The sequence below is a fragment of the Devosia sediminis genome, assembly GCF_016411825.1.
Taxonomy (GTDB): domain Bacteria; phylum Pseudomonadota; class Alphaproteobacteria; order Rhizobiales; family Devosiaceae; genus Devosia; species Devosia sediminis.
Window position 1 is genome coordinate 147,459 of sequence record NZ_JAEKMH010000001.1, and the last position, 23,004, is coordinate 170,462.

Consider the following 23,004-nt stretch of genomic DNA (forward strand, 5'->3'; position numbering starts at 1 on the left):
ACGATATCGGGAACATGGAGTTCTCGATGAAATTCGCGCCTATCGTCCAGGTCAGAAGTCGCTCCGCCGCGCAGGTGCTGATGGTGGCTCTGCGGGCTCACGGCTTTCACCCAATGGAGCCGCGCGAAGGCGGATTGCCCGGCGTGCCCAACATTTTCGGGCCGGATGGGTTTGTGGTGGAAGTGCCCGAGGATGAGGTGACGGATGCGACGCTGCTCGCCACGGACCTGCTCAAAGACATGGAAGCGTCGAAAACCTAAATCAGCCACATTGGTGTGAGAGCGGAAGTTATGCGGGACGGGCAATTGAACCACACGGCGGCTTTGGGTATAAGCCGCCACAAGTGTTAACATGCCTTAAGCCTATTTCGGCAGGAGTGATCAATGCAGGATTGGAAGCGCGGCGCTTCATCCATAGCCGGCCTGGTGGCCGTCGCCTTCGTGGTGGCAGCCTGTTCCCCGTCCAGCCGGACCAACACCGCCAATCTCAACGTCGTGGGGCAGTCGCCCCAGCAGTTGCAGCCGGTGCAGAATTCCACCGTGCAGCAGACCACGCTGCCGGCCATCGGCGCCACCGGCACGCCGGCTCCCGGTCTTGCCGGCCAGCCGGTTCTGGGTGGACAGACGACCAGCACCACCACCACTGTCGCCACGGCACCGACGCCGGGTGTTGGTACCAACAGCTCGATTACCTCGGTCGGCGCGCCGCTGACCACGGGTGTGTCGACGGGGCCGGAAGGCGCCTGGAATGTCGTGGCCGCAGGCCAGACCTGCCGCCTCAATCTGCCGCTGACGGCCAAGACCGGCACCAACTACTATCGCGCCTCCGCGCCGGGCTGCACTCTGCCGCAGATTGCTTCGGTGACGGGCTGGCAGCAGGTGGGCTCGCAGCTCCAGCTCTATGATGAAAACGGCAATATCGCCGCTTTCCTCGCTCCCTCAGGCGGCCGCTACATCGGCACCATGGGCGGCGGCCAGGCCGTCTCGATGGCCCGCTAGGGTTTTGGTGAAGCCGGCCTGCAAAGGCCGGCTTTCTGCGCTTCCGGTGCTCACGTACTGATGTACGCTCCGCTCCGGTTCTCGATAGCCAGCCTTTTCGGCTCTGCTTGACCAACCCCGTGCTCCCCACCACCACCGTGCCGCCCTCGGGCTTGACCCGGGGCCACTCTCGACGCATTGCTCACCCACGATGTCACCCCCGCGCAGGCGGGGGCCTCTGTTTGGAACGGCAGAAACAGGGGTTCCCGCTTTCGCGGGAATGACCCGGCAATGGATCACTGCCCGCGAAGATGCGATGGCCACCTCAACCTCTTCCCCCGTTCGCGCCGCCTATGACGAGCTCGTCGCCCGTGGCGCCCTGACGCCCGATCCGGCGCAGGTGGCAGCGACAGGCGAACTCGACCGGGTGCTGGCCGACCTTCTCGCCGCAAAGCCGAAGAAGCTCTTCGGCCTTTTTGAAAGGCCTGCCGAAGCTGTGCGCGGCCTGTACCTCCACGGCGAAGTCGGGCGCGGCAAGACCATGCTGATGGATTTGTTCTATGCGGCCGCGCCCTTCCCCGAGAAGCGCCGCGTGCATTTCCATGAATTCATGGACGAGGTTCATGCCGGCATCGCCGCCTTTCGCAAATCGGTACGGGGCAAGGATGAGGACGCCGATCCGGTCGAAGCGGTGACCAAGCCGATCCTCCGGTCCGGCCTGCGGGTCCTCTGCCTCGACGAATTCCACGTGCATGACATTGCCAATGCCATGCTGCTAGACCGGCTGTTCTCAAAGCTCTTTGCCGGCGGCGTAACGCTGGTGGCGACGTCCAATGTCGTTCCCGACGGGCTCTACAAGGACGGTCTCAACCGCCAGCTCTTCCTCCCCTTCATCGCGCTGCTCAAGGAAAAGACGGTCGTGGCCGACCTCCCCTCCAGCCAGGATTACCGCCGGCTGAAATTCGCGGGGCAGCACGTCTACGCCTTCGGGACCGGTCCGGATGTCAGGGCCGCCATGGACCAGATGTGGCTCAGGATTACCGGCGGCGAAAGGGGCGCGCCGGGTATCGTCGAAAGCATCGGCCGGCAGATTCCAGTGCCCTTGGTGGCCATGGGCGCGGCACGCTTCGGGTTTGCCGATCTCTGCGAGAAGCCGCTCGGCACGCGCGACTTCGTGCGCATCGCCCACCAGTTCGACAGCATTGTGCTCGACAATGTGCCCCAGATGGACCGCACCAAGTCGGATGCCGCCAAGCGCTTCATCCTCCTCATCGACTCGCTTTACGACCGCGGGGTGAAACTGGCCGCCAGCTTTGCCGTGCCGCTCGAGCAACTGGGCGCCGACGACAAAACGGCCTTCGAGTTTCAGCGTACCCTCTCGCGGCTGACCGAGATGCAGTCGGAGGAGTATCTGCAGAAGGGGCTCCGCGACTTCGAGCCATCCGTCGGCTGATCGCTCCAGTGAAGCGATCAGAGGCGAGGAGGCCATGAGCGCTACGCGCGAATGGCGCGCGGAAACGTCTTTGCCCTAGCCACCGGACCACCCCTCACCCCTTGCGGGATAGGGTAGTTTTTCGCGTTCAGCGAAAAACCGGGTGAGGGGTTCTCTCAGCGCACTCGGCGTGTGTTTGAGATCGCAAAACCCCTCATCCATCCTTCGGGCACCTTCTCCCGCAAGGGGAGAAGGGGGTGCCATGGATGTGGCACCATCTGAGATGGTCGAGTTCACCAATGCCCATCCGGCATACCCCCTTCGCTCATCGGCAAGGGCGTTTTGCCGGTTACGACGAAGGGTTCACTTGCCCCCCTGCGCTGCTAGGGTTAAGACGTGCGCCAATTCAACGCAGTCTGGGATGAGGACTTATGGCCCGCAAGAAGATCGCCCTTATCGGTGCTGGACAGATCGGCGGTACGCTGGCGCTGCTGTCGGCACAGAAGGAACTCGGTGACGTCGTGCTGTTCGACGTGGTCGACGGTGTGGGCCCGGGCAAGGCGCTCGACATTGCCCAGTCCGCTGTCACCCAGTCCTTCGACGTCAAGATGAAGGGCACGTCCGAATACAAGGACATTGAAGGCGCCGACGTCGTCATCGTCACCGCCGGCGTGCCGCGCAAGCCGGGCATGAGCCGCGACGACCTCCTCGAAATCAACCTCAAGGTGATGGAGCAGGTGGGCGCAGGCATCGCCAAGTATGCGCCCAAGGCCTTCGTCATCTGCATCACCAATCCGCTCGACGCCATGGTCTGGGCGCTGCAGAAGTTCTCCGGCCTTCCGGCCAAGCAGGTGATCGGCATGGCCGGTGTGCTCGACTCGTCGCGCTTCTGCCACTTCATCGCCGATGAACTCGGCGTCTCGATCGAAGACGTCAATGCCTTCGTGCTCGGCGGCCATGGCGACACCATGGTGCCGCTGGCCCGCTACTCCACCGTTGCCGGCATCCCGCTGACCGACGTGGTCAAGATGGGCTGGATGAGCAAGGAACGCCTCGACGAGATCATCCAGCGCACCCGTGACGGCGGCGCCGAGATCGTGTCGCTTCTGAAGACCGGTTCGGCTTTCTATGCCCCGGCCGCCTCCGCCATTGCCATGGCCGAGAGCTACCTCAAGGACAAGAAGCGCGTGCTGCCCTCCGCGGTGCAGCTCAATGGCGAATATGGCGTCAAGGGCACCTATGTCGGCGTGCCAGTTGTCATCGGCGCCGGTGGCGCGGAGAAGGTGGTCGAGATCGCGCTCAACTCCGCCGAGCAAAAAGCCTTCGACAAGTCGGTCGCGGCCGTTGAGGGCCTGATCGAGGCGTGTAAGAAGATCGCGCCGAAGCTGGCGTAAACACTCGAAGCCGCTGGCACTGCCCAGCGGCTTTTGGCTTTCCGGCTCCAGAAATGCCGGATTTCTGTCTGCCCATCCAAGGGGAATTGAATGAACATCCATGAACACCAGGCCAAGGCGCTGCTGAAAGAATATGGCGCGCCCGTCGCTTCCGGCGTTGCCATCTTCTCGGCTGACGAAGCCGAAGCTGCGGCAAAGTCGCTGCCGGGCCCGCTCTATGTGGTCAAGAGCCAGATCCATGCGGGCGGCCGCGGCAAGGGCAAGTTCAAGGAACTCGGTGCCGACGCCAAGGGCGGCGTGCGCCTCGCCAAGTCCGTCGAGGACGTGGTGAAGAACGCCAAGGAAATGCTGGGCAACACGCTCGTGACCAAGCAGACCGGCGACGCCGGCAAGCAGGTCAACCGCCTCTACATCGAAGACGGCGCCGACATTGCTCGCGAACTCTACTGCTCGCTGCTGGTTGATCGCGCCACCTCGCGCGTGTCCTTCGTGGTGTCCACCGAAGGCGGCATGGATATCGAGGCCGTGGCGGAGCATACGCCCGAGAAGATCATCACCGTCGCCATCGACCCGGTTGCCGGTGTCACTGAGGCCGACGTTGCCAAGATCAATTCGGCGCTGGCCCTCGACGGCGACGCTGCCAATGACGGCAAGATGCTGTTCCCAATCCTCTACAAGGCCTTCACCGAGAAGGACATGAGCCTCCTCGAAGTGAACCCGCTGATCGTCATGACGGACGGCAGGCTGCGCGTCCTCGACGCCAAGGTTTCGTTCGACAACAACGCATCCTTCCGCCACGAAGAGCTCAAGCCGCTGCGCGACCTCACCGAGGAAGACGCCAAGGAAATCGAAGCCTCCAAGTACGACCTCGCCTATGTGGCGCTGGACGGCAATATCGGCTGCATGGTCAATGGCGCGGGACTGGCCATGTCCACCATGGACATCATCAAGCTCTACGGCGCCGAGCCGGCCAACTTCCTCGACGTCGGCGGCGGCGCGAGCAAGGAAAAGGTCACTGCGGCCTTCAAGATCATCACCGCCGATCCGGCCGTGAAGGGCATTCTGGTAAATATCTTCGGCGGCATCATGCGCTGCGACGTCATTGCCGAGGGCGTGATCGCCGCGGTCAAGGAAGTCGGCCTCAAGGTGCCGCTGGTGGTTCGCCTCGAAGGTACCCGCGTCAAGGAAGGCAAGGAAATCCTCGACAATTCGGGCCTCGACGTGATCTCGGCCGATGACCTCGACGACGCGGCCCAGAAGATCGTCAAGGCAGTGCAGGGCTAAGGCGATGCGCTTGGGCCTCGCTCTCGTCACGGGTCTGGCGCTGCTGGCAACGCCGGCATTGGCCCAGACCAAGACCAAGGCTTCCGCGGCCAATGAGGCCGTGGCGGCGCTGGAAGTGTGCGAGACCTTCGCGCGCGGTGGCGAGGGCGCCCTGGATGCAGCCATCGCCGCCGGTTGGGACGCTTATGACGAGCAGGGCGAAAGCCCCTTCATTCGTCAGTTCAGCGCCAGCCGTGACATTCCGGTCATGGGTTGGGGCGACATCTTCGTGCTGGTGGAAAGCTATCCGGATGCGACGCTGGGCTATTGCCGGCTCGATCTGATGGAGCCCGCCGGCAATGGCAAGGCGGTGATCGAGGCGCTGGCCGCACTCGACCGTTACGAAGGTGAAGTCGTCACCGAGAGCGGCGCCCACTATGCTAGCCTCTCGGGCACCGGCGAGGATCAGTCCCTGCTCGCGACCCATTGGGACGGCGAGAGCTTCGTGCTCCAGCTCACCATCATCACGCCCAAATCCGCTTCGAGCGAACAGTAACACCACCCGCTGCGGCGGGCTTGAATACGGGCCTCAGCGCCCAGAGACGGAAGAGAAACACATGTCCATTCTCGTCAACAAAGACACCAAGGTTCTCGTGCAGGGCCTCACCGGCAAGACCGGTACCTTCCATACCGAACAGGCACTGGCCTATTTCGGCACCCAGATGGTGGGCGGCGTGAACCCCAAGAAGGCTGGCGAAGTCTGGACCTCGGGCCTCGACGCCTCGGCCACCCTGCCGGTTTTCGCCACCGTTGCCGAAGGCCGCGAAAAGACCGGCGCCAATGCCTCGGTCATCTATGTGCCGCCTCCGGGTGCCGCTGCCGCCATCGAGGAAGCCATCGACGCGGAAATCCCGCTGATCGTGTGCATCACCGAAGGCGTGCCGGTCATGGACATGGTCCGCGTCAAGGCCAAGCTGGAAAAATCGAAGTCCCGCCTGATCGGGCCGAACTGCCCCGGCGTCCTCACCCCGGAAGAATGCAAGATCGGCATCATGCCGGGCTCGATCTTCTCCAAGGGTTCGGTGGGCATTGTTTCGCGCTCGGGCACGCTTACCTATGAAGCAGTGTTCCAGACCACCAATGAAGGTCTCGGCCAGACCACCGCTGTCGGCATCGGCGGCGACCCGGTCAAGGGCACCGAATTCATCGACGTGCTCGAAATGTTCCTGGCCGATGAAGCCACCAAGTCTATCGTCATGATCGGCGAAATCGGCGGCTCGGCCGAAGAAGAAGCGGCGCAGTTCCTGATCGACGAGGCCAAGCGCGGCCGCAAGAAGCCGATGGCCGGTTTCATCGCCGGTCGTACCGCTCCGGCAGGCCGCACCATGGGCCATGCCGGTGCCGTGATTTCCGGTGGCAAGGGTGGCGCGGAAGAAAAGATCGCGGCCATGGAAGCGGCCGGCATCAAGGTCTCGTCCTCGCCGGCCCGCATCGGCAAGACCCTGGTGGAAGTGCTTAAAGGCTAACGAGAATACCCCCACCTAGCCTCCCCCTGATAGGGGGAGGGATACATCGTGGATGGGGCACTATCGAGCGTCATACGCCACACTGTCCCTTCCCCTCCTTCAGGGGGAGGCTAAGTGGGGGATCAGCCGACTGGCCCTCGGGTCGAGCCCGAGGGCGGCGCGGAGTTCGGGGTGAGATCATGCTCATCCGCACCCCTTTCACCCTCCCCCTCGAGGGGAGGTACCGAAGCTTGGCCGTGAGCCTGAGCGAAGGTAGGGAGGGGGTGTTCAAAAAGACAAGACGGACTGGACGCAAAGGGCCAGAATCGTCCATCTGCGACCAATGTCGGTCGCGCTTCGGTCACGGTTCGGTGTTAATCGGGACCGCGTCGGCCGGACAGGCTAGGCTGCCACGCCGAACGGGTCGGCAACGACTGGAAATCTATACGAGCCGCGGCCCTGCTCAGGGGTCGCTACACTTAACAGGATACTAAGGATAAGCGGTCAGTATCCGCACAAAATTCAGGGACCGCATGAAACCGGCTTGGCCGGTTCGTTGAGAAGGATGGCAGGGCGCAAGGTCCTGCGACACAAAGCGATGACACGACAGGAAAAGAACGACACGTTCTTGCTGACCTCGTTCCTCTATGGGGGGAACGCCGACTACATCGAGCAACTTTACTCCCAGTTCAAGACTGATCCTTCCAGCGTCGATCCGACCTGGTCGAGCTTCTTCTCCCGGCTCGACGACAGCCAGGCCGAGGCCCAGAAGAGCGCCGACGGCCCGAGCTGGGGCCGCAAGGACTGGCCGCGCGCCGAGGGTGGCGATCTGGTCAGCGCCATGGATGGCGACTGGGGCCAGGTGGCCCTGAAGGTCGAAAAGGCTGCGGGCAAGAAGGCCGCTGCCGAGGGCAAGCCGGCGCCCGCCGCTGCCGATGTGCTGCAGGCCACCCGCGATTCGATCCGCGCCATCATGATGATCCGTGCCTATCGCATGCGCGGGCACCTGCATGCCGATCTCGACCCGCTGCGCCTGAAGACCGACGATCCGGCGCCCGAACTCGATCCGGCAAGCTACGGCTTCACCGAGGCCGATTACGGCCGCAAGATCTTCATCGACAACGTGCTGGGCCTCGAATACGCCACCGTCCCCGAGATGCTGGCCATTCTCAAGCGCACCTATTGCGGCACTGTCGGCATCGAGTTCATGCATATCTCGGATCCCGAAGCCAAGCAGTGGATCCAGGAGCGCATCGAGGGGCCGGACAAGGAAATCACCTTCACTGCCGAAGGCAAGAAGGCCATTCTCTCCAAGCTGGTCGAGGCTGAAGGCTTCGAAAAATTCCTCGACGTCAAGTATACCGGCACCAAGCGTTTCGGCCTCGATGGCGGCGAAGCGACCATTCCGGCGCTCGAGCAGATCATCAAGCGCGGCGGCGCCCTGGGCATCAAGGATATCGTGCTGGGCATGGCCCATCGCGGCCGTCTCAACGTCCTGACCCAGGTCATGCAGAAGCCGCATCGGGCCCTGTTTCACGAATTCAAGGGCGGCGCTTTCTACCCCGACGACGTCGAGGGTTCGGGCGACGTGAAGTACCACCTGGGTGCTTCCTCAGACCGCGATTTTGACGGCAACAAGGTGCACCTGTCGCTGACCGCCAACCCGTCCCACCTCGAGATCGTCGATCCGGTGGTGCTGGGCAAGTCGCGCGCCAAGCAGGACCAGCATATTTCGCCCGAGCACAAGCTCATCGACATCGCCACCGAAGGCAAGCCGGACCGCTCCATGGTCCTGCCGCTCCTGATCCATGGCGATGCGGCCTTTGCCGGCCAGGGCGTCATCGCAGAGTGTCTGGGGCTTTCCGGCCTCAAGGGGCACCGCACCGGCGGGTCGATCCACTTCGTCATCAACAACCAGATCGGCTTCACCACGAGCCCGATGTTCTCGCGCTCGTCGCCGTACCCGACCGACGTTGCCAAGATGATCGAGGCACCGGTCTTCCACGTGAACGGCGATGATCCGGAAGCGGTGGTGTTTGCTGCCAAGGTGGCTGTCGAGTACCGCCAGAAGTTCGGCCGCCCCGTCGTCATCGACATGTTCTGCTATCGCCGCTTCGGCCACAATGAAGGCGATGAGCCCAGCTTCACCCAGCCGCTCATGTACTCCAAGATCCGGAGCCACAAGACCACGCTGGAACTCTATTCGGAAAAGCTGATCGGCGAGGGTCTGGTCAACCAGGCCGATGTCGACAAGCTCAAGGCCGATTGGAAGGCCAAGCTCGAGACCGAGTTCGAGGCCGGCCAGGACTATCGGCCGAACAAGGCCGACTGGCTCGACGGCCAGTGGAAGAGCTTCAAGCCGGCGCTGGACGAAGGTCCGCGTCGTGGCGAGACCGGCGTCGATCTCGACAAGCTCGTCGCCATCGGCACCCAGCTCACCAAGGTCCCGCCCGACTTCAACGTCCACAAGACGGTGAAGCGCTTCATGGACAATCGCCTCAACATCATCGAGAGCGGCGAGGGCGTCGATTGGGCGACCGCCGAGGCCCTGGCCTTCGGCACCCTGGTCATGGAAGGCCATCCGGTGCGTCTGTCCGGCCAGGATTGCGAACGCGGCACGTTCAGCCAGCGCCATTCGGTCCTCAATGACCAGCAGGTGGACGGCAAGACCTATACGCCGCTCAACAACCTCTCGCCCGACCAGTCGCGCTACGAGGTCATCAACTCCATGCTCTCGGAAGAGGCGGTGCTGGGCTTTGAATACGGCTACTCGCTGGCCGAGCCCAAGGCGCTGACCTTGTGGGAAGCGCAGTTCGGCGATTTCGTGAATGGTGCGCAGGTCGTCATCGACCAGTTCATCTCCTCGGGCGAGCGCAAGTGGTTCCGCATGTCGGGCCTCGTGATGCTGTTGCCGCATGGCTATGAAGGGCAGGGGCCGGAGCACTCTTCCGCGCGTCCGGAACGCTTCCTGCAGCTTTGCGCTGAAGACAATATGCAGGTCGCCAACTGCACGACGCCGGCCAACTACTTCCACATCCTGCGCCGTCAGTTGAAGCGCGACTTCCGCAAGCCGCTGATCCTGATGACCCCCAAGAGCCTGCTGCGCCACAAGCGTGCCGTCTCTGGCCTCGTGGAACTGGGTCCGGACAGCGTCTTCCATCGTCTCCTCTGGGACGATGCCGAGGCCCCGGGCCTGCCCAAGACCACGATCAAGCTGGCTTCCGACGAGAAGATCCGCCGCGTCGTGCTCTGCACCGGCAAGGTCTATTATGATCTGCTCGAAGACCGCGAGAAGAAGGGCATCGACGATGTCTATCTCCTGCGCATCGAACAGCTCTACCCGTTCCCGGCCAAGGCGCTGCTCGACGAACTCAGCCGCTTCCCCAATGCGGAAGTGGTCTGGTGCCAGGAAGAGCCGCGCAACATGGGTGCATGGGCCTTTATCCAGCCCTATGTTGAATGGGTGTTCGACCAGATGGGTCGTGGCAACCAGCGTGTCCGCTATGTCGGTCGCGCCGCTGCCGCCTCGCCGGCCACCGGCCGCATGAGCGTGCACCTGGAACAGCTCCAGGCGTTCCTCGACGACGCGTTCGCGCAGTAACCCGAACAAGAAGGACAATTTTCAATGTCGACAGAAATCCGCGTCCCGACCCTGGGTGAAAGCGTGACCGAGGCCACCATCGGCCAGTGGTTCAAGAAGGTGGGTGACAGCGTCGCCGCCGACGAGCCCATCGTTGAGCTCGAGACCGACAAGGTCACTATCGAAGTCCCGGCGCCCGCCGCCGGCGTGCTCGAAGCCATCGCTGCTCAGCCGGGCGAAACCGTCGATGTGGGCGCTCTCCTCGGCGCCATCGGCGTTGGCGCCGGCGCAACGGCCACGGCGCCTGCCGCTGCCCCGGCTCCGGCCAAGGCCGAAGTGCCTGCCGCCAATGCCGCCGGTCCCGAACCGGTCAAGCCGGCCGCCCCCACTTTTGGCACCGACCGCGCTCCCGCGCCCTCGGCCCAGAAGCTGATCAACGAGAACAATCTCGATGCCGGCAATATCGCGGGTTCGGGCAAGTCGGGCCAGGTGCTCAAGGAAGACGTGCTCGCCTCGCTGGCTCGGCCGGCCGCTGCCGCTTCGGCTCCTGCCGCTGCACCCGCTGCCGCTCCTGCACCAGCCCCGGCTGCTGCCAAGGCTCCGGCCGCGCCGCGCGCCCCGGTCTCGGCTGACGATGCTGCCCAGGAAGAACGGGTCAAGATGACCCGCCTGCGCCAGACCATTGCCCGCCGCCTCAAGGACGCGCAGAACACCGCCGCCATGCTCACCACCTTCAACGAGGTGGACATGAAGCCGGTGATGGACCTGCGCAACTCCTACAAGGAGCTCTTCGAGAAGAAGCATGGCGTCAAGCTGGGCTTCATGGGCTTCTTCACCAAGGCCGTGGTGCACGCACTCAAGGAAATCCCGGCCGTCAATGCCGAGATCGACGGCGATGACCTGATCTACAAGAAGTACGCCCATATCGGCGTGGCCGTCGGCACCGACAAGGGCCTCGTCGTTCCGGTCGTGCGCAATGCCGACCAGATGTCGATTGCCGAGATCGAAAAGGAAATCGGCAATCTCGGCAAGAAGGCCCGTGATGGTCAGCTTTCCATGGCCGACATGCAGGGCGGCACCTTCACCATCTCCAATGGTGGTGTCTATGGCTCGCTGATGTCGACACCGATCCTCAATGCCCCGCAGTCTGGCATCCTGGGCATGCACAAGATCCAGGAGCGTCCGGTCGTGGTCGGCGGCCAGATCGTCATCCGTCCGATGATGTACCTGGCGCTGAGCTACGATCACCGCATCGTCGATGGCAAGGAAGCCGTGACCTTCCTCGTGCGCGTCAAGGAATCGCTCGAGGCGCCCGAGCGCCTCGTGCTCGACCTCTAAAGTCGCCACAGTTTTGCTGTCTTGAGGGGCCCGCATCGCGGGCCTCTCTCGTATTTGACGTTAAGGTGACCGGCGCGATGGCTGGCGGTAACAATGTGTTAGCGAATTATGCCGCTATGCAGAGCCGAAGTTACGGAGTGATGCGTTGCGCGCACCTAGAATTCTGACCGTGCTGGTCCTCGCCCTGCCGCTCCCCGTCGCGGCACAGGACCAGGCCGACGTCGACCTCATAGGCGAACTCATGGCCTTCCATGGCTCCAAAGCCATTGTCGAGGTGATGAGCACCCATTGCTACGAAACCACGGGGCTCGACGGCGCCTATAAGGACGCGGCAGCCAACTGGTATCTCAGGAATATCGGCTATCTGGACCTGGCCGACCGGGTGATCGCCCGGCTGGGCGGCGGGGTCGAAGGCCAGCAAAAGGCTGCAGAGACCTATGGCGGCACGCAGATCATGACCGCCTATAACCAGGCGCCGGACAAGGACAGCTTCTGCCGCACCTTTCTCGAACAGGTCCAGAGCGAAAGCCTCGACATCGACCAGCAACTGCCCGACATCCTCAAGCGGGCACAGGATATTTCTGCATCCTGACCCGTCCGGGGACTGGTCAGACTTCCCGCAGCCGCGCTAATCTGCAGCGATCTTGGGGAGATTTACATGCGCCTGCCGCTGATTATTGCCCTGTCACTTGCCGTCGTCCTGCCTTCGACTGCCGGTGAGTGCACGCTCTACAATGCTCGCTACAAGCAACCCGATGCACCCTGGTGGCTGACATTCACGCAGGTGCCGCAATTCGGTGCGCCCAACCAGACGGCGGCCTTCTATATCGAACTGCCCAATTCCGGCGTGACCATTGACGGTGGCGTCAGCGTACCCAACGGCTTCGGCGCGCCGCTCTGGTCCATTTCCGGGCCGTGCAGCGGCGAAGAAGGCGCCGAGACCTGCACCTTCCTCACCGAAGACAGCAATCCCTCCATCTACGGCATCTATGACGGCAAGGTAACATTCCTCAGTTCCGAACGCGGCTCGGCAGCGCCCGAACAGGTGATCCTGCCGCAACTATCCGTCAGCCTTTGGTATTCCAGCTACCGCCAGGATGAGTGGGACGGCGACGTTTCGCCCGGCGATGCCTTCGAACTGGTCGGCTGCGACTAACCCTTCTCTTCCCAACACAGCGATTTTGACATGAGCATTGAACTCACGCTCCTCATCTGGAGCGCCGTCCTGGCCTTTGCCTATCTCGGCGTGCAGTCGACCCTCTACCGGATGGATTATGGCGTTGCCCATGCCAATAGCCAGCGCGACAATGAGCGCCCACCCAACAAGTGGACCGTGCGGGCGCAGCGGGCGCTGAGCAATTTTCTCGAGACCTATGCCATCTTCATCGCACTGGCGGTGGCGACCCAAATTTCGGGCCGCTCCGACGGCCTCACCCAATGGGGCGCGATCATCTGGTTCGCGGCGCGCTGGGCTTACCTCCCAGCCTATTTCATCGACATCAAGCAGTTGCGCTCAGGCATCTGGTCGATCTCGCTGATCGGTCTCCTGCTGCTGTTCGTCGGCGTGGCGTTTTAGGGCTGGTCCAAAGCTCGATTGTCACCCCGGCGCAAGAACGGGACGACACAAGGTATTTTGCCCTCCTCACACAGCGTTATTCCCGCGAAAGCGGGAACCCCTGTTTCCCTTGCAGCGTCGCGAACCGAGGTTCCCGCTTTCGCGGGAATGACCCGGCGTTTTTTGCGTTCGCTAGGGCCGGACCGCACCCGGCCATGCCTAACCGGCAGGGGTGCGCCGCCGACCCTGCGTTGCTCCGTGCACGGCTCTGGTGTAACCGTTACCGCGCTTTCTCGTGGTGGTGGCGGGCGATGAATTTTCCCTGGTTCGAGTTTCTGGGCCTGATGCTGGCCTTTGGCATCAACGCGGTCATCCCTGGCGCCGATTTTGCCATGGTGCTGCGGCAGGCGGTGGTGCATGGACGCCGCGAGGCGCTGCTGACCTCGGCCGGCATTGCCACCTCGATCCTCGTCCACGGCACCTATACCCTGCTCGGTGTCGGCGTCATCGTCGGGCAGTCGCTGCTCTTATTCAATATCCTCAAATGGGCCGGCGCGGCCTATCTCGTCTGGCTTGCCATCTCGGCCCTGCGCAGCCCACCGCCGCAGCCGCCCGTGGTGGGCGATGGCGCTCCGGCCCGTAAGGGCGACATGGCGGCCTTTGCGCTCGGCTTCCTCACCAATCTGCTCAATCCCAAGGCCGTGCTGTTCTTCCTCGCGCTGTTCACCTCGCTGGTGTCGGTTCGGACGGCGGGCGAAGTGAAGGTGATTTATGTGGGCAGCATGAGCCTCATGCTTTTTGCCTGGTTCGCATTGGTCTCGGTTTTCTTTACGACCCCTTCGGTGCGGCAGGGCTTTTTCCGTTTCGGCCGGTGGTTTAATCGGGTCACCGGCATTACATTCCTGGCGCTGGCTGTGCGTGTCGCACTCGCGCAGCAGCGCTGACAACTTCGCTGAGGCAAGACAATGGCTGACCAATTCGACCTTACCATCATCGGCTCGGGCCCGGGCGGCTATGTCTGCGCCATCCGCGCAGCGCAGCTTGGCATGAAGGTGGCCGTTGTGGAGAAGTGGCCGACCCTCGGTGGCACCTGCCTCAATATCGGCTGCATTCCCTCCAAGGCGCTGCTGCATGCTTCCGAACTGTTCGAGGAAGCGGGCCATGGCTTCAAGGCTATGGGCATCGACATTCCGGCCCCGGTGCTCAACCTCAAGCAGATGCAGAACCATCGCGCCGAGACCGTCGCCTCCAATGTCGGCGGCGTCGATTACCTGTTCAAGAAAAACAAGATCACCGTCTTCCGCGGCATCGGATCGATCCCGTCGGCCGGCAAGGTGCTGGTGACGCCGCAGAGCGGCGCGCAGCAGGAAATCGCCACCAAGAACATCGTCATCGCCACCGGTTCGGTTTCGGCCAACCTGCCGGGCATCGAGATCGACGAGAAGCAGATCGTCACCTCGACCGGCGGCCTCGTCCTCGACCAGGTCCCGAACAAGCTGGTCGTCATTGGCGCCGGCGTCATCGGCCTCGAGCTTGGCTCGGTCTGGATGCGCCTTGGCGCCCAGGTCACCGTGGTGGAATATCTCGACCGCATCCTGCCCGGTATGGACAGCGAAGTGGCTCGCCAGTTCCAGCGCATGCTGCAAAAGCAGGGAATGGAGTTCAAGCTCTCGAGCAAGGTCGCGGGCATCGACAAGCAGGAAGACGGCTCGCTCAAGCTGCGCGTCGAGCCCGCCAAGGGCGGCGAGGCCGAACTGCTCGACGCCGATGTGGCGCTGGTCGCCATCGGCCGCAAGCCGTTCACCGAGGGCCTTGGCCTCGACCTTGCCGGCGTGGCGCTGGACGAGCGTGGCCGCGTGCGCGTGGATGCGCACTACAAGAGTTCGGTCGATGGCATCTACGCCATTGGCGACGTCATCACCGGTCCGATGCTCGCCCACAAGGCCGAGGACGAAGGCATTGCCGTGGCCGAAATCCTGGCAGGGCAGGCGGGGCACGTGAATTATGCGGCCATCCCGGCGGTGGTCTACACCAATCCGGAAGTCGCTTCGGTCGGCAAGACCGAGGACGAATTGAAGGCCGAGGGCGTGAATTACAAAATCGGGAAATTCCCCTTTACGGCCAATGGTCGCGCCAAGGCGATGCTGGCGACGCAGGGCTTCGTGAAGATCCTCGCCGATGTCGATACCGACCGCGTTCTGGGCGCGCATATCGTGGGCAAGAATGCCGGCGAAATGATCCATGAGCTTGTAACGCTTATGGAATTTTCGGGCGCCTCGGAAGACCTCGCCCGCACGACCCATGCCCATCCGACGCTCAGCGAGGCCATCCGCGAGGCGGCGCTTTCGCTCGGCGATGGGGCCATCCACATCTAACCGGAGGGGGTCCTGGACCCCTTTGATGAACAGCAAAACCCCGGGGTCAGCCCCGGGGTTCTTCGTCAAAAGTCATCATACAACATACCATTTATTGTATGTTGACTTGTCACTTCTTCTTCCATACCAGTTTACGCAAGACCCGTGGATCGGCGAACGAAAACCGGGTCGGGCGGCAAGGGGGTGGGACCCCGGCGCCGCAAGGGACCTTTTGGGAGGACTACCATGTTTCATCTGCCTAAGATGGCGGCTGCCGCCGTCGTCGCAACCAGCCTTATGATGTCTGCCGCCAGCGCCCAGACGGTGCTGCGCTCCTCGGATACCCATCCCGATGGCTATCCGACCGTCGAAGCCGTCAAGAAGTTCGGCGAGCTTCTTTCGGAAAAGACCGATGGCCGCTATTCGGTCGAAGTGTTCCACTCGGCCCAGCTCGGCCAGGAAGCGGACACGATCGAGCAGACCCAGTTCGGCGTGATCGACCTCAATCGTATCTCGATCGGCGCCTTCGGCACCCAGGTTCCGGCCGCGACCGTGACCCAGCTGCCCTATATCTTCCGCTCGGCTGAGCACTTCCACAACGTGCTCGACGGTCCGATCGGCGAAGAAATCCTCGCCGCCTTCGACGCTGTCGATGTTGTTGCACTGGCCTTCTATGACGGCGGCGCCCGTTCGTTCTACAACAGCCAGAAGCCAATCACGTCGCTGGCCGACATGGAAGGCATGAAGTTCCGCGTCATGGGCTCGGACATTTTCGTGGACATGGTTGCGGCCCTTGGCGGCAATGCCACGCCGATGCCCTATGGTGAAGTCTATTCGGGTATCCAGACCGGCGTTATCGACGGCGCCGAGAACAACTATCCGAGCTATGACACTGCCGGCCACGCCGAAGTCGCCAAGTACTATTCGCTCGACGAACACCTGATGGTTCCGGAAGTCCTCGTGGTTTCCAAGGTCATCTGGGATGGCCTTACTCCGGAAGACCAGGCTGCCATGCGCGAAGCCGCCAAGGAGTCGGTGGCCTACCAGCGTGAGCTCTGGACCGCCAAGGAAGTGGAATCCAAGGCCAAGGTCGAAGCGCTCGGCGCCGAGATCAACGAAGTCGACAAGCAGCCCTTCATCGATGCGATGAAGCCGGTCTACGAGAAGTATGTCACCGATCCGGCCCTGCAGGACCTGGTTGCCCGTATCCAGGCGACCGAGGGCTAAGGCTCGCGACTGACCAGCGTCCGGGCCGGCTCGCAGCCGGCCCGGTTCGTCTTGAGGAGACTTCCTATGAGAAATGGCCTTCTGGCGTTCAGCCGTGCCTTGCACGCGCTTTCGACCGCTGCCCTTTGGGTCGCCGGTATCGGGCTGGTCTCCATGACCATCATCGTCGCCTATCAGGTCTTCATGCGCTACGTGGTCAATGCATCTCCGGCCTGGACCGAGTCCGGCTCGATCATGATCATGAGCTGGTTCATTTTCCTGGGCGCCGCAGTGGGCGTGCGTGAAAACTTCCATATGGGCTTTGACGTCCTCCTCTACGTGCTGCCGAGGGGCGGCAAGGCCTGGCTGCGCGCCATCAGCGACATCGCCATCTTCGCCTTCGCTTTCGGCATGGTCTATTACGGCGGCGAGCTCGCCCTGCGTGGCTGGAGCGTGCGCATCCCGGTTCTCGGCCTGCCGCAGACCTTCACCTATCTTCCCATCGTGTTGTCGGGCGTCTTGATGTGCCTGTTCTCGCTCGAGCGCCTGCTGAGACGGGCTGCCGGCGACAATGTCGACGACGTCGAAACCGACGCCACCGTGACGGCGGACTGAGGACGAAATGGAATACTGGATTCTCTTCGGCGTCTTCACGGCGCTCATGCTGGTGGGTACGCCCATCGCCTTCTGTCTCGGCATCGCGAGCTTTGCCACCGTCGTCTATCTGGGTCGCCCGGCCATCGTGGTGTTCCAGCAGCTCAATTCCGGCGTCAGCGCCTTTACGCTGATGGCTATCCCCTTCTTCATCTTCGCCGGCGACCTCATGATGCGCGGCGGCATTGCGGCCCGTATCATCCAGTTCGCGGGATCGCTGATCGGCCATGTGCGCGGCGGCCTTGGTCAGGTCAATGTCGCAGCCTCGACACTGTTCGGCGGCATTTCCGGTTCGGCCGTGGCGGAAGCGGCGGCGGTGGGCGGCATCATGATCCCGCAGATGAAGGCGCGCGGTTATGGCGCCGACTATGCCGTCAACGTCACCTCTATGGCGGCGCTGATCGCCCTCCTGCTGCCGCCCAGCCACAACATGATCATCTACTCGCTCTCGGGTGGTGGACGCATCTCCATCGCCGACCTCTTTACCGCCGGCATCATCCCAGGCCTGCTGCTGGCAGCGGCGCTGAGCGTCACCGCCTATATCGTGGCGGTGAAGCGCGGCTATCCGACCGAGCCTTTCCCCGGCTTCTCGCGCGCGTTCCAGTATTTCCTGATCTCGATCCCCGGCCTGCTGCTGATTGCCATCATCTTTGGCGGCGTGCGTTCGGGCATTTTCACGGCGACCGAGAGTTCGTGCATCGCCGTCATCTACGCCTTCCTCGTGACGCTGCTGGTCTATCGCAGCATGGGCTGGCGGGAATTCGTGCATTGCGTCACCGGCGCGGTGCGGACCACGGCCATGGTGCTGTTCATCATCGGCGCCGCCGCCTCGTTCGGCTGGCTGATGGCCTATATGCGGGTGGCGCCGATCCTGACGGAAGCGATCTCGCAACTCACCAGCGATCCGCTGATGGTGCTGCTGCTCATCAACGTGATGCTGCTTCTGCTCGGCACCTTCATGGACATGGGACCGCTGATCGTCATCACCACGCCGATCTTCCTGCCCATGGTTTCGGCCTTCGGTGTCGATCCGGTGCATTTCGGCGTGATCATGATTCTCAACCTGGGTATCGGCCTCAACACGCCGCCGCTGGGACCGGTGCAGTTCGTGGCCGCTGCCGTGGCCAAGATATCGGTGTGGGACGCCATGAAGAGCGTCTGGCCATTCTACCTGGCTGGGTTGATCGTCCTGGGTCTCGTCACCTACATCCCGGCGCTGTCGCTGTGGCTGCCGAGCCTGTTCAGGTAGTGCCATGTCCCTGATCGACATTTCGCCCCCGGCCCGAAAACCCAAACTCGCTGAAATGGTGGTCGATGCGCTGCGCAAGCGCATCGGTGCCGGCGAGTTCGGGCCGGGAGAGAAACTGCCGACCGAAAGTCAGTTGACCACCCATTTCGGGGTCAGCCGCACAGTGGTGCGCGAGGCCATAGCGGCCCTGGCCGCCGATGGCATGGTGCAGCCGCGCCAGGGGGCGGGCGTCTTCGTGATGGCGCAGGCCACCTCGGCCTTCAGCGCCATTGCCGGGGAGCGTTCCAACAAGATCTCCGTTGCCCTCAACGTGCTCGAAGTGCGCATGGGCATCGAGATCGAGTCGGCGGGCCTTGCCGCCCAGCGCCACAGCACCAGCCAGGTCGCGGCGATCCATGAATCATGGAACGAGTTCGGACGGCTCCTCAAAATCGGCAATCCGACCGGCAAGACCGACTTCTCGTTTCACCGCGCCATTGCGGCGGCCACCAACAATCCATTCTACCTCGAAGTGCTCGACGCGCTGGGGAGCCGCACCATTCCGTGCGACGTGGCTTCGCCCTGGGGCACGGAGAGCGTGCTCACCTACGAATATCAGGTGGGCCTCCACGACGAACATCGCCGCATTCTCAATGCCATATCCGCCCGCGACGCCGATGGCGCCCGCGAGGCGATGCGCGACCACCTGTCGCGCAGCCAGGATCGCTATCGCGCGCGCCTGGCCGAACAAAGTCAGACCAACTAGGACCTTTTCATGAGCACCGAATTCGACATTCGCTTCGCCATCGATCCCAGCACGGCCGCGGCCATGGGCACGGGCGAACTGCGCGAGAATTTCCTGATCGACGACCTGTTCGCCGCAGGTCAGGTGCGCTGGACCTATACCCATTACGACCGCATGGCCGTTGGTGGCGCCGTGCCCCATGGCGGCGCGCTGACCCTCGAGGTGATCAAGCCGACCGGCACGGCCAATTTCCTCGACCGTCGCGAGCTGATCGCCGTCAATATCGGCGAGGCCGGCACGATCTCGGTCGATGGCACCGACCATGCCGTCGGTCCCCGCGACATGCTTTATGTCGGCATGGGCAGCAAGGACGTGCGTTTTGCCGGCGAGGGTGCGAAATATTACCTGCTCAGCGCCCCGGCCCATGCCAGCCATCCGACGACGCTGCTGCAGCAGTCGGGTGCCAAGCGCCTCGACATGGGCAGCGCCGAAACGGCCAATGAGCGCTCGATCTATCAGTACACCAACAGCCTCAAGAGCTGCCAGCTCGTGGTCGGCCTCACCCAGTTCGCGCCCGGTTCGGTGTGGAACACCATGCCGGCCCATGTGCATGACCGCCGCATGGAGGCCTATCTCTATTTCGACCTCAAGCCCGATGCCTTTGTCGTGCACCTGATGGGCGAGCCCGATGAAACGCGGCACATGATCGTGCGCAACGAGCAGGCGATCCTCTCGCCGCCATGGTCGATCCATTGCGGCGCCGGCACCGGCTCCTACACCTTCATCTGGGCCATGGCCGGCGACAATATCGACTATACCGACGCCGAAAAGGTGCCGATGGAAGAGCTGCGCTGATGGACCTGTCTGCATTCGGCCTCAGCGGCAAGACGGTTCTGGTCACCGGGGCCAATACCGGCATCGGGCAGGGCATTGCCCTCTCGATCGGCAGGGCTGGCGGCAAGGTGATCGGCGTCGGACGCTCATCCATGGAAGAAACTGCCTCGCTGATGGCGGGGCAAGGCGCCGATTTCGTCGAAATGCGCGCCGACCTCGGCTCGACAAGCGCGGCGCAGGCCATGTTCGACGCGGCCTGGGAAAGCCACGGCCCCATCGATGGCCTCGTCAACAATGCCGGCATCATCAAACGCGTGGACGCGGTGGATTTCACCGAGGCCGACTGGGACCAGGTGATGGACATCAACCTGAAGTCGATGTTCTTTCTCTGCCAGTCCATCGGCCGCAAGGCCATTGCGGCCGGACGCCCGGCGCGGGTGGTCAACATCGCCTCGATGCTGAGCTTCCAGGGCGGCATTCGCGTCGCCAGCTATACGGCCTCGAAAAGCGGGGTGCTGGGGATCACGCGGCTGCTCGCCAATGAATGGGCGGCCAAGGGCATCAATGTGAATGCGGTGGCGCCCGGCTATATCGAAACCAACAATACCGAGGCGCTGCGCAACGATCCGGACCGTTCGGCCGCGATCCTGGGGCGTATTCCGGCGGGCCGCTGGGGCGTTCCGAGCGATATCGGGGATGCCGCGGTGTTCCTCCTGGCGCCCGCTTCCAACTACATGCACGGCGCCGTCATCCCGGTCGATGGCGGCTGGCTCGCGAGGTAAGACACATGACTGAACAGCAGCTTTTCGCGCAACCCAATGCCACCGAATGGACCACGCTCGGGCCCGGCAATACCCGCCGCGTGCTGATCCACACCCCTGAACTGATGCAGGTGGAATTCGGCTTCGACAAGGGCGCCGTGGGCGCGCCGCACAGCCACCCGCATATCCAGGTGAGCTATGTGGCCGAGGGCAGCTTCGAAGTGACCATCGACGGCAAGGTCGAAGTGGTCGGGCAGGGCGGCAGCTTCATCGTGCCATCCGGGCTCGTCCATAGCGTCGTGGCCTTGGAAAAGGGCCGGCTTGTCGACGTGTTCACGCCGCACCGGGCGGATTTTCTCTAGGAGCCAGACGTGACCACCGGGCCGTCATCCTCGCGAAAGCGGGGACCTCTGTTCACGGTCAAAACAGAGGTTCCCGCCTTCGCGGGAATGACCCTGTGGTCGTCTGCCGACATGTACTCAGCCCACCTCTCGAAGCAGGTCCTCGTAGCTCTCCGCGTGCCGTCCCGCCCAATTCTCCATGCCGGGCTTGGTCAGCCAGCCGCGACGGGGCGGGATCATGCTGTAGACCTGGCGGACCGAGTCCTCGCGCCATTGCAGATTGAAGGCGGCGAACTTGGGGAAGAACTCCATGTGGTGATAGGGCAGGTGATCGTGCACCCACCAGGCCATGGCTTCCCAATCCCCGGTCCGCTCGTAATAGGGAATGAAGCGGTTGATGATCACGCAGGCGGTTGCGCCCATGCGGCCGGATGCGTCGCGCCGGTCCCAGATGTGGTGGGCGAAATTCTTCTCGTTGGTGGCGCAGTTGAAGCCGTTGGCATTGCCGAAGCCATTAACCTCGGGCGAGCGATAGGACGAGCGCACCGAGATGCGGCCGAACTTTTCCTGCAGGGGTTCGAGCAGTTCCTCGCAGAGGCGCCCGCCGGCGGCGATGGCGAGGTCCGGATCGTCGGGCAGGTTGGTGAAGCCATTGATGACGGCGATTTCCGAATAGAGGAAATCGCGCATGAAGAAGCTCTCGGAGAGGCGCACGCGGCTGAGCGTTTCGAGCGCGCGGACGGAGCTGGGCTGGCGCATAGGACTTGCTTCCCTTTGGCACGACGGGCACATGCTGGTGGGACAAAGCCGTCGGGGCAACCCGGTTCCGACGGGGGACTGCAAGGACGCCGCCATGCTCACCATTGCCTTCTATATTGCCGTCACCGCCGAAGCGATGACCGCGGCCCTGGCCGCCGGGCGGCGCAACATGGACTGGTTCGGCGTGTGCCTTCTCGCCTGGGTGACGGCGCTGGGTGGCGGCACGATCCGCGATATCCTGCTCGATCACTATCCGCTGGTCTGGGTGGAAAACCCCTATCTCGTGCTCCTGGTCTGCGGGGCGGCGCTGGCGACGATCGCGCTGGCGCGAGTGGTGGACAAGCTCCGGTGGCCGTTCCTGCTGCTCGACGCGCTGGGGCTCGTGGTCTTCACCATTATCGGCTGCAATATCGGCATCGAGAGCGGCGCGCATCCGATCATCGTCATCGTGGCGGGGATGATCACCGGCGCGGCGGGTGGCATCCTGCGCGACGTGCTCTGCAACGACATTCCGCTGATCTTCAGGGGCGAGCTCTATGCCACGGTTTCGATCCTCACGGGCGTGATCTATTCGCTGGGGCTGATGGCCGGCCTGCCGGTGGACCTGATGGTCATCGTGTCGATCGTCATCGGCTTCACGCTGCGGGTGCTGGCCATCGCCTTCAAATGGGAAATGCCGAAGTTCGTCTACGATCGCGAGATGCGCAAATGAGGCCGGCGCGCATCGTGCTGTCGCGGCGCGCGGGTTTTGACCTGCAGGCGATCTCGCGGGCGCTCAATGGCCTGCCGGCGCAGTCGGTGGCGCGGCCGGGGCCTTGGGGCAATCCGTTTAGCATCGATGCGGTGATGGCCGAGACGGGCCTGGGCAAGGATGCGGCGCAGGCCGAGGCGGTGGCCCGGCATGGACGCTGGCTGCGCGGCGAGATCGAGGCCGAGAGGCCCCGTCCGTCACGGGACGATATTCGCGCGGCGCTCGGGGGTAAGAACCTTGCCTGCTGGTGCCGCGAAGGCACGCCCTGCCACGTGGATACCCTTATTGCCCTGGCCAATGACTGACGTGGCCGGCGCCTGGACTGAT

The 23,004-nt window shown here is 63.2% G+C and carries 24 protein-coding genes; 23 read left to right on the forward strand and 1 reads right to left on the reverse strand.

Features of this window, described 5'->3' with window-relative positions; translation table 11 throughout:
• Window positions 1–26 precede the first annotated feature (26 nt).
• The 21 genes from JEQ47_RS00705 to JEQ47_RS00805 all read left to right on the forward strand — a co-directional run bounded on the left by JEQ47_RS00705 (window position 27) and on the right by JEQ47_RS00805 (window position 21,188).
• A complete protein-coding gene (locus tag JEQ47_RS00705; RefSeq protein ID WP_198874469.1) occupies window positions 27–260 on the forward strand; it encodes a hypothetical protein in 234 nt (77 codons plus the stop codon).
• Between the two features lie 123 nt (window positions 261–383).
• Window positions 384–998 (forward strand): AprI/Inh family metalloprotease inhibitor, encoded by a 615-nt coding sequence (locus tag JEQ47_RS00710; protein WP_198874470.1) that lies wholly within the window; start codon window positions 384–386, stop codon window positions 996–998.
• A gap of 295 nt (window positions 999–1,293) precedes the next feature.
• On the forward strand, window positions 1,294–2,430 hold the full coding sequence (gene zapE, locus JEQ47_RS00715) for a cell division protein ZapE (protein WP_198874471.1): 1,137 nt from the start codon (window positions 1,294–1,296) through the stop codon (window positions 2,428–2,430).
• 410 nt (window positions 2,431–2,840) lie between these two features.
• Window positions 2,841–3,803, forward strand: a complete 963-nt coding sequence (mdh, locus tag JEQ47_RS00720) for a malate dehydrogenase (RefSeq protein ID WP_198874472.1) — start codon at window positions 2,841–2,843, stop codon at window positions 3,801–3,803.
• 90 nt (window positions 3,804–3,893) lie between these two features.
• A complete protein-coding gene (sucC, locus tag JEQ47_RS00725) occupies window positions 3,894–5,087 on the forward strand; it encodes an ADP-forming succinate--CoA ligase subunit beta (RefSeq protein WP_198874473.1) in 1,194 nt (397 codons plus the stop codon).
• Between the two features lie 4 nt (window positions 5,088–5,091).
• The gene (locus tag JEQ47_RS00730; RefSeq protein ID WP_198874474.1) at window positions 5,092–5,622 is read left to right on the forward strand and encodes a hypothetical protein; all 531 of its coding nucleotides are present in this window, start codon (window positions 5,092–5,094) and stop codon (window positions 5,620–5,622) included.
• A 61-nt stretch (window positions 5,623–5,683) separates the two neighbouring features.
• Window positions 5,684–6,592: a succinate--CoA ligase subunit alpha gene (gene sucD, locus JEQ47_RS00735; RefSeq protein ID WP_198874475.1), complete on the forward strand. Its 909-nt coding sequence runs from the start codon at window positions 5,684–5,686 to the stop codon at window positions 6,590–6,592.
• A 577-nt stretch (window positions 6,593–7,169) separates the two neighbouring features.
• Window positions 7,170–10,172 carry a 2-oxoglutarate dehydrogenase E1 component gene (locus tag JEQ47_RS00740; protein ID WP_198874476.1) on the forward strand — a complete coding sequence of 1,001 codons (3,003 nt, stop codon included), beginning with the start codon at window positions 7,170–7,172 and terminating at the stop codon, window positions 10,170–10,172.
• Window positions 10,173–10,196: 24 nt separating this feature from the next.
• A complete protein-coding gene (gene odhB / locus JEQ47_RS00745; protein WP_198874477.1) occupies window positions 10,197–11,489 on the forward strand; it encodes a 2-oxoglutarate dehydrogenase complex dihydrolipoyllysine-residue succinyltransferase in 1,293 nt (430 codons plus the stop codon).
• 145 nt (window positions 11,490–11,634) lie between these two features.
• Window positions 11,635–12,081 (forward strand): hypothetical protein, encoded by a 447-nt coding sequence (locus JEQ47_RS00750; RefSeq protein WP_198874478.1) that lies wholly within the window; start codon window positions 11,635–11,637, stop codon window positions 12,079–12,081.
• Between the two features lie 66 nt (window positions 12,082–12,147).
• Window positions 12,148–12,645: a hypothetical protein gene (locus JEQ47_RS00755; protein WP_198874479.1), complete on the forward strand. Its 498-nt coding sequence runs from the start codon at window positions 12,148–12,150 to the stop codon at window positions 12,643–12,645.
• Window positions 12,646–12,675: 30 nt separating this feature from the next.
• Window positions 12,676–13,065, forward strand: a complete 390-nt coding sequence (locus JEQ47_RS00760; RefSeq protein WP_198874480.1) for an MAPEG family protein — start codon at window positions 12,676–12,678, stop codon at window positions 13,063–13,065.
• A 290-nt stretch (window positions 13,066–13,355) separates the two neighbouring features.
• On the forward strand, window positions 13,356–13,988 hold the full coding sequence (locus JEQ47_RS00765; protein WP_198874481.1) for a LysE family translocator: 633 nt from the start codon (window positions 13,356–13,358) through the stop codon (window positions 13,986–13,988).
• Between the two features lie 21 nt (window positions 13,989–14,009).
• The gene (gene lpdA, locus JEQ47_RS00770; RefSeq protein WP_198874482.1) at window positions 14,010–15,419 is read left to right on the forward strand and encodes a dihydrolipoyl dehydrogenase; all 1,410 of its coding nucleotides are present in this window, start codon (window positions 14,010–14,012) and stop codon (window positions 15,417–15,419) included.
• A 225-nt stretch (window positions 15,420–15,644) separates the two neighbouring features.
• Window positions 15,645–16,625 carry a TRAP transporter substrate-binding protein gene (locus JEQ47_RS00775; RefSeq protein ID WP_198874483.1) on the forward strand — a complete coding sequence of 327 codons (981 nt, stop codon included), beginning with the start codon at window positions 15,645–15,647 and terminating at the stop codon, window positions 16,623–16,625.
• A gap of 66 nt (window positions 16,626–16,691) precedes the next feature.
• The gene (locus JEQ47_RS00780; protein ID WP_198874484.1) at window positions 16,692–17,219 is read left to right on the forward strand and encodes a TRAP transporter small permease; all 528 of its coding nucleotides are present in this window, start codon (window positions 16,692–16,694) and stop codon (window positions 17,217–17,219) included.
• Between the two features lie 7 nt (window positions 17,220–17,226).
• Window positions 17,227–18,507, forward strand: coding sequence for a TRAP transporter large permease (locus tag JEQ47_RS00785; RefSeq protein ID WP_198874485.1), 1,281 nt, complete (start codon window positions 17,227–17,229; stop codon window positions 18,505–18,507).
• 4 nt (window positions 18,508–18,511) lie between these two features.
• On the forward strand, window positions 18,512–19,252 hold the full coding sequence (locus JEQ47_RS00790; RefSeq protein WP_198874486.1) for a FadR/GntR family transcriptional regulator: 741 nt from the start codon (window positions 18,512–18,514) through the stop codon (window positions 19,250–19,252).
• Window positions 19,253–19,261: 9 nt separating this feature from the next.
• Entirely contained in the window at window positions 19,262–20,086 is an 825-nt protein-coding gene (kduI, locus tag JEQ47_RS00795; protein ID WP_198874487.1) for a 5-dehydro-4-deoxy-D-glucuronate isomerase, read from the forward strand.
• Window positions 20,086–20,847, forward strand: coding sequence for a 2-dehydro-3-deoxy-D-gluconate 5-dehydrogenase KduD (kduD, locus tag JEQ47_RS00800; protein ID WP_198874488.1), 762 nt, complete (start codon window positions 20,086–20,088; stop codon window positions 20,845–20,847). The genes kduI and kduD overlap by 1 nt, the downstream gene beginning before the upstream one ends.
• A 5-nt stretch (window positions 20,848–20,852) precedes the next feature.
• A complete protein-coding gene (locus JEQ47_RS00805) occupies window positions 20,853–21,188 on the forward strand; it encodes a cupin domain-containing protein (protein ID WP_198874489.1) in 336 nt (111 codons plus the stop codon).
• Window positions 21,189–21,305: 117 nt separating this feature from the next.
• On the opposite strand, the gene JEQ47_RS00810 is transcribed toward JEQ47_RS00805, so the two are convergent.
• A complete protein-coding gene (locus JEQ47_RS00810) occupies window positions 21,306–21,926 on the reverse strand; it encodes a hypothetical protein (protein ID WP_198874490.1) in 621 nt (206 codons plus the stop codon).
• Between the two features lie 94 nt (window positions 21,927–22,020).
• Here JEQ47_RS00810 and JEQ47_RS00815 point away from each other — a divergent pair, with 94 nt between their 5' ends.
• Together JEQ47_RS00815 and JEQ47_RS00820 are read left to right on the forward strand one after the other, a co-directional pair.
• The gene (locus JEQ47_RS00815; protein WP_198874491.1) at window positions 22,021–22,638 is read left to right on the forward strand and encodes a trimeric intracellular cation channel family protein; all 618 of its coding nucleotides are present in this window, start codon (window positions 22,021–22,023) and stop codon (window positions 22,636–22,638) included.
• On the forward strand, window positions 22,635–22,982 hold the full coding sequence (locus JEQ47_RS00820; RefSeq protein WP_198874492.1) for a DUF4326 domain-containing protein: 348 nt from the start codon (window positions 22,635–22,637) through the stop codon (window positions 22,980–22,982). The genes JEQ47_RS00815 and JEQ47_RS00820 overlap by 4 nt, the downstream gene beginning before the upstream one ends.
• Window positions 22,983–23,004 lie beyond the last annotated feature (22 nt).

Excerpts from the sequence above, each read along its gene's own strand:
- JEQ47_RS00705 (WP_198874469.1), top strand. The coding sequence starts at position 27 with ATGAAATTCGCGCCTATCGTCCAGGTCAGAAGTCGCTCCGCCGCGCAG.
- JEQ47_RS00710 (WP_198874470.1), top strand. The coding sequence starts at position 384 with ATGCAGGATTGGAAGCGCGGCGCTTCATCCATAGCCGGCCTGGTGGCC.
- zapE (WP_198874471.1), top strand. The coding sequence starts at position 1,294 with ATGGCCACCTCAACCTCTTCCCCCGTTCGCGCCGCCTATGACGAGCTC.
- mdh (WP_198874472.1), top strand. The coding sequence starts at position 2,841 with ATGGCCCGCAAGAAGATCGCCCTTATCGGTGCTGGACAGATCGGCGGT.
- sucC (WP_198874473.1), top strand. The coding sequence starts at position 3,894 with ATGAACATCCATGAACACCAGGCCAAGGCGCTGCTGAAAGAATATGGC.
- JEQ47_RS00730 (WP_198874474.1), top strand. The coding sequence starts at position 5,092 with ATGCGCTTGGGCCTCGCTCTCGTCACGGGTCTGGCGCTGCTGGCAACG.
- sucD (WP_198874475.1), top strand. The coding sequence starts at position 5,684 with ATGTCCATTCTCGTCAACAAAGACACCAAGGTTCTCGTGCAGGGCCTC.
- JEQ47_RS00740 (WP_198874476.1), top strand. The coding sequence starts at position 7,170 with ATGACACGACAGGAAAAGAACGACACGTTCTTGCTGACCTCGTTCCTC.
- odhB (WP_198874477.1), top strand. The coding sequence starts at position 10,197 with ATGTCGACAGAAATCCGCGTCCCGACCCTGGGTGAAAGCGTGACCGAG.
- JEQ47_RS00755 (WP_198874479.1), top strand. The coding sequence starts at position 12,148 with ATGCGCCTGCCGCTGATTATTGCCCTGTCACTTGCCGTCGTCCTGCCT.
- JEQ47_RS00760 (WP_198874480.1), top strand. The coding sequence starts at position 12,676 with ATGAGCATTGAACTCACGCTCCTCATCTGGAGCGCCGTCCTGGCCTTT.
- JEQ47_RS00765 (WP_198874481.1), top strand. The coding sequence starts at position 13,356 with ATGAATTTTCCCTGGTTCGAGTTTCTGGGCCTGATGCTGGCCTTTGGC.
- lpdA (WP_198874482.1), top strand. The coding sequence starts at position 14,010 with ATGGCTGACCAATTCGACCTTACCATCATCGGCTCGGGCCCGGGCGGC.
- JEQ47_RS00775 (WP_198874483.1), top strand. The coding sequence starts at position 15,645 with ATGTTTCATCTGCCTAAGATGGCGGCTGCCGCCGTCGTCGCAACCAGC.
- JEQ47_RS00780 (WP_198874484.1), top strand. The coding sequence starts at position 16,692 with ATGAGAAATGGCCTTCTGGCGTTCAGCCGTGCCTTGCACGCGCTTTCG.
- JEQ47_RS00785 (WP_198874485.1), top strand. The coding sequence starts at position 17,227 with ATGGAATACTGGATTCTCTTCGGCGTCTTCACGGCGCTCATGCTGGTG.
- JEQ47_RS00790 (WP_198874486.1), top strand. The coding sequence starts at position 18,512 with ATGTCCCTGATCGACATTTCGCCCCCGGCCCGAAAACCCAAACTCGCT.
- kduI (WP_198874487.1), top strand. The coding sequence starts at position 19,262 with ATGAGCACCGAATTCGACATTCGCTTCGCCATCGATCCCAGCACGGCC.
- kduD (WP_198874488.1), top strand. The coding sequence starts at position 20,086 with ATGGACCTGTCTGCATTCGGCCTCAGCGGCAAGACGGTTCTGGTCACC.
- JEQ47_RS00805 (WP_198874489.1), top strand. The coding sequence starts at position 20,853 with ATGACTGAACAGCAGCTTTTCGCGCAACCCAATGCCACCGAATGGACC.
- JEQ47_RS00810 (WP_198874490.1), bottom strand. The coding sequence starts at position 21,926 with ATGCGCCAGCCCAGCTCCGTCCGCGCGCTCGAAACGCTCAGCCGCGTG.
- JEQ47_RS00815 (WP_198874491.1), top strand. The coding sequence starts at position 22,021 with ATGCTCACCATTGCCTTCTATATTGCCGTCACCGCCGAAGCGATGACC.
- JEQ47_RS00820 (WP_198874492.1), top strand. The coding sequence starts at position 22,635 with ATGAGGCCGGCGCGCATCGTGCTGTCGCGGCGCGCGGGTTTTGACCTG.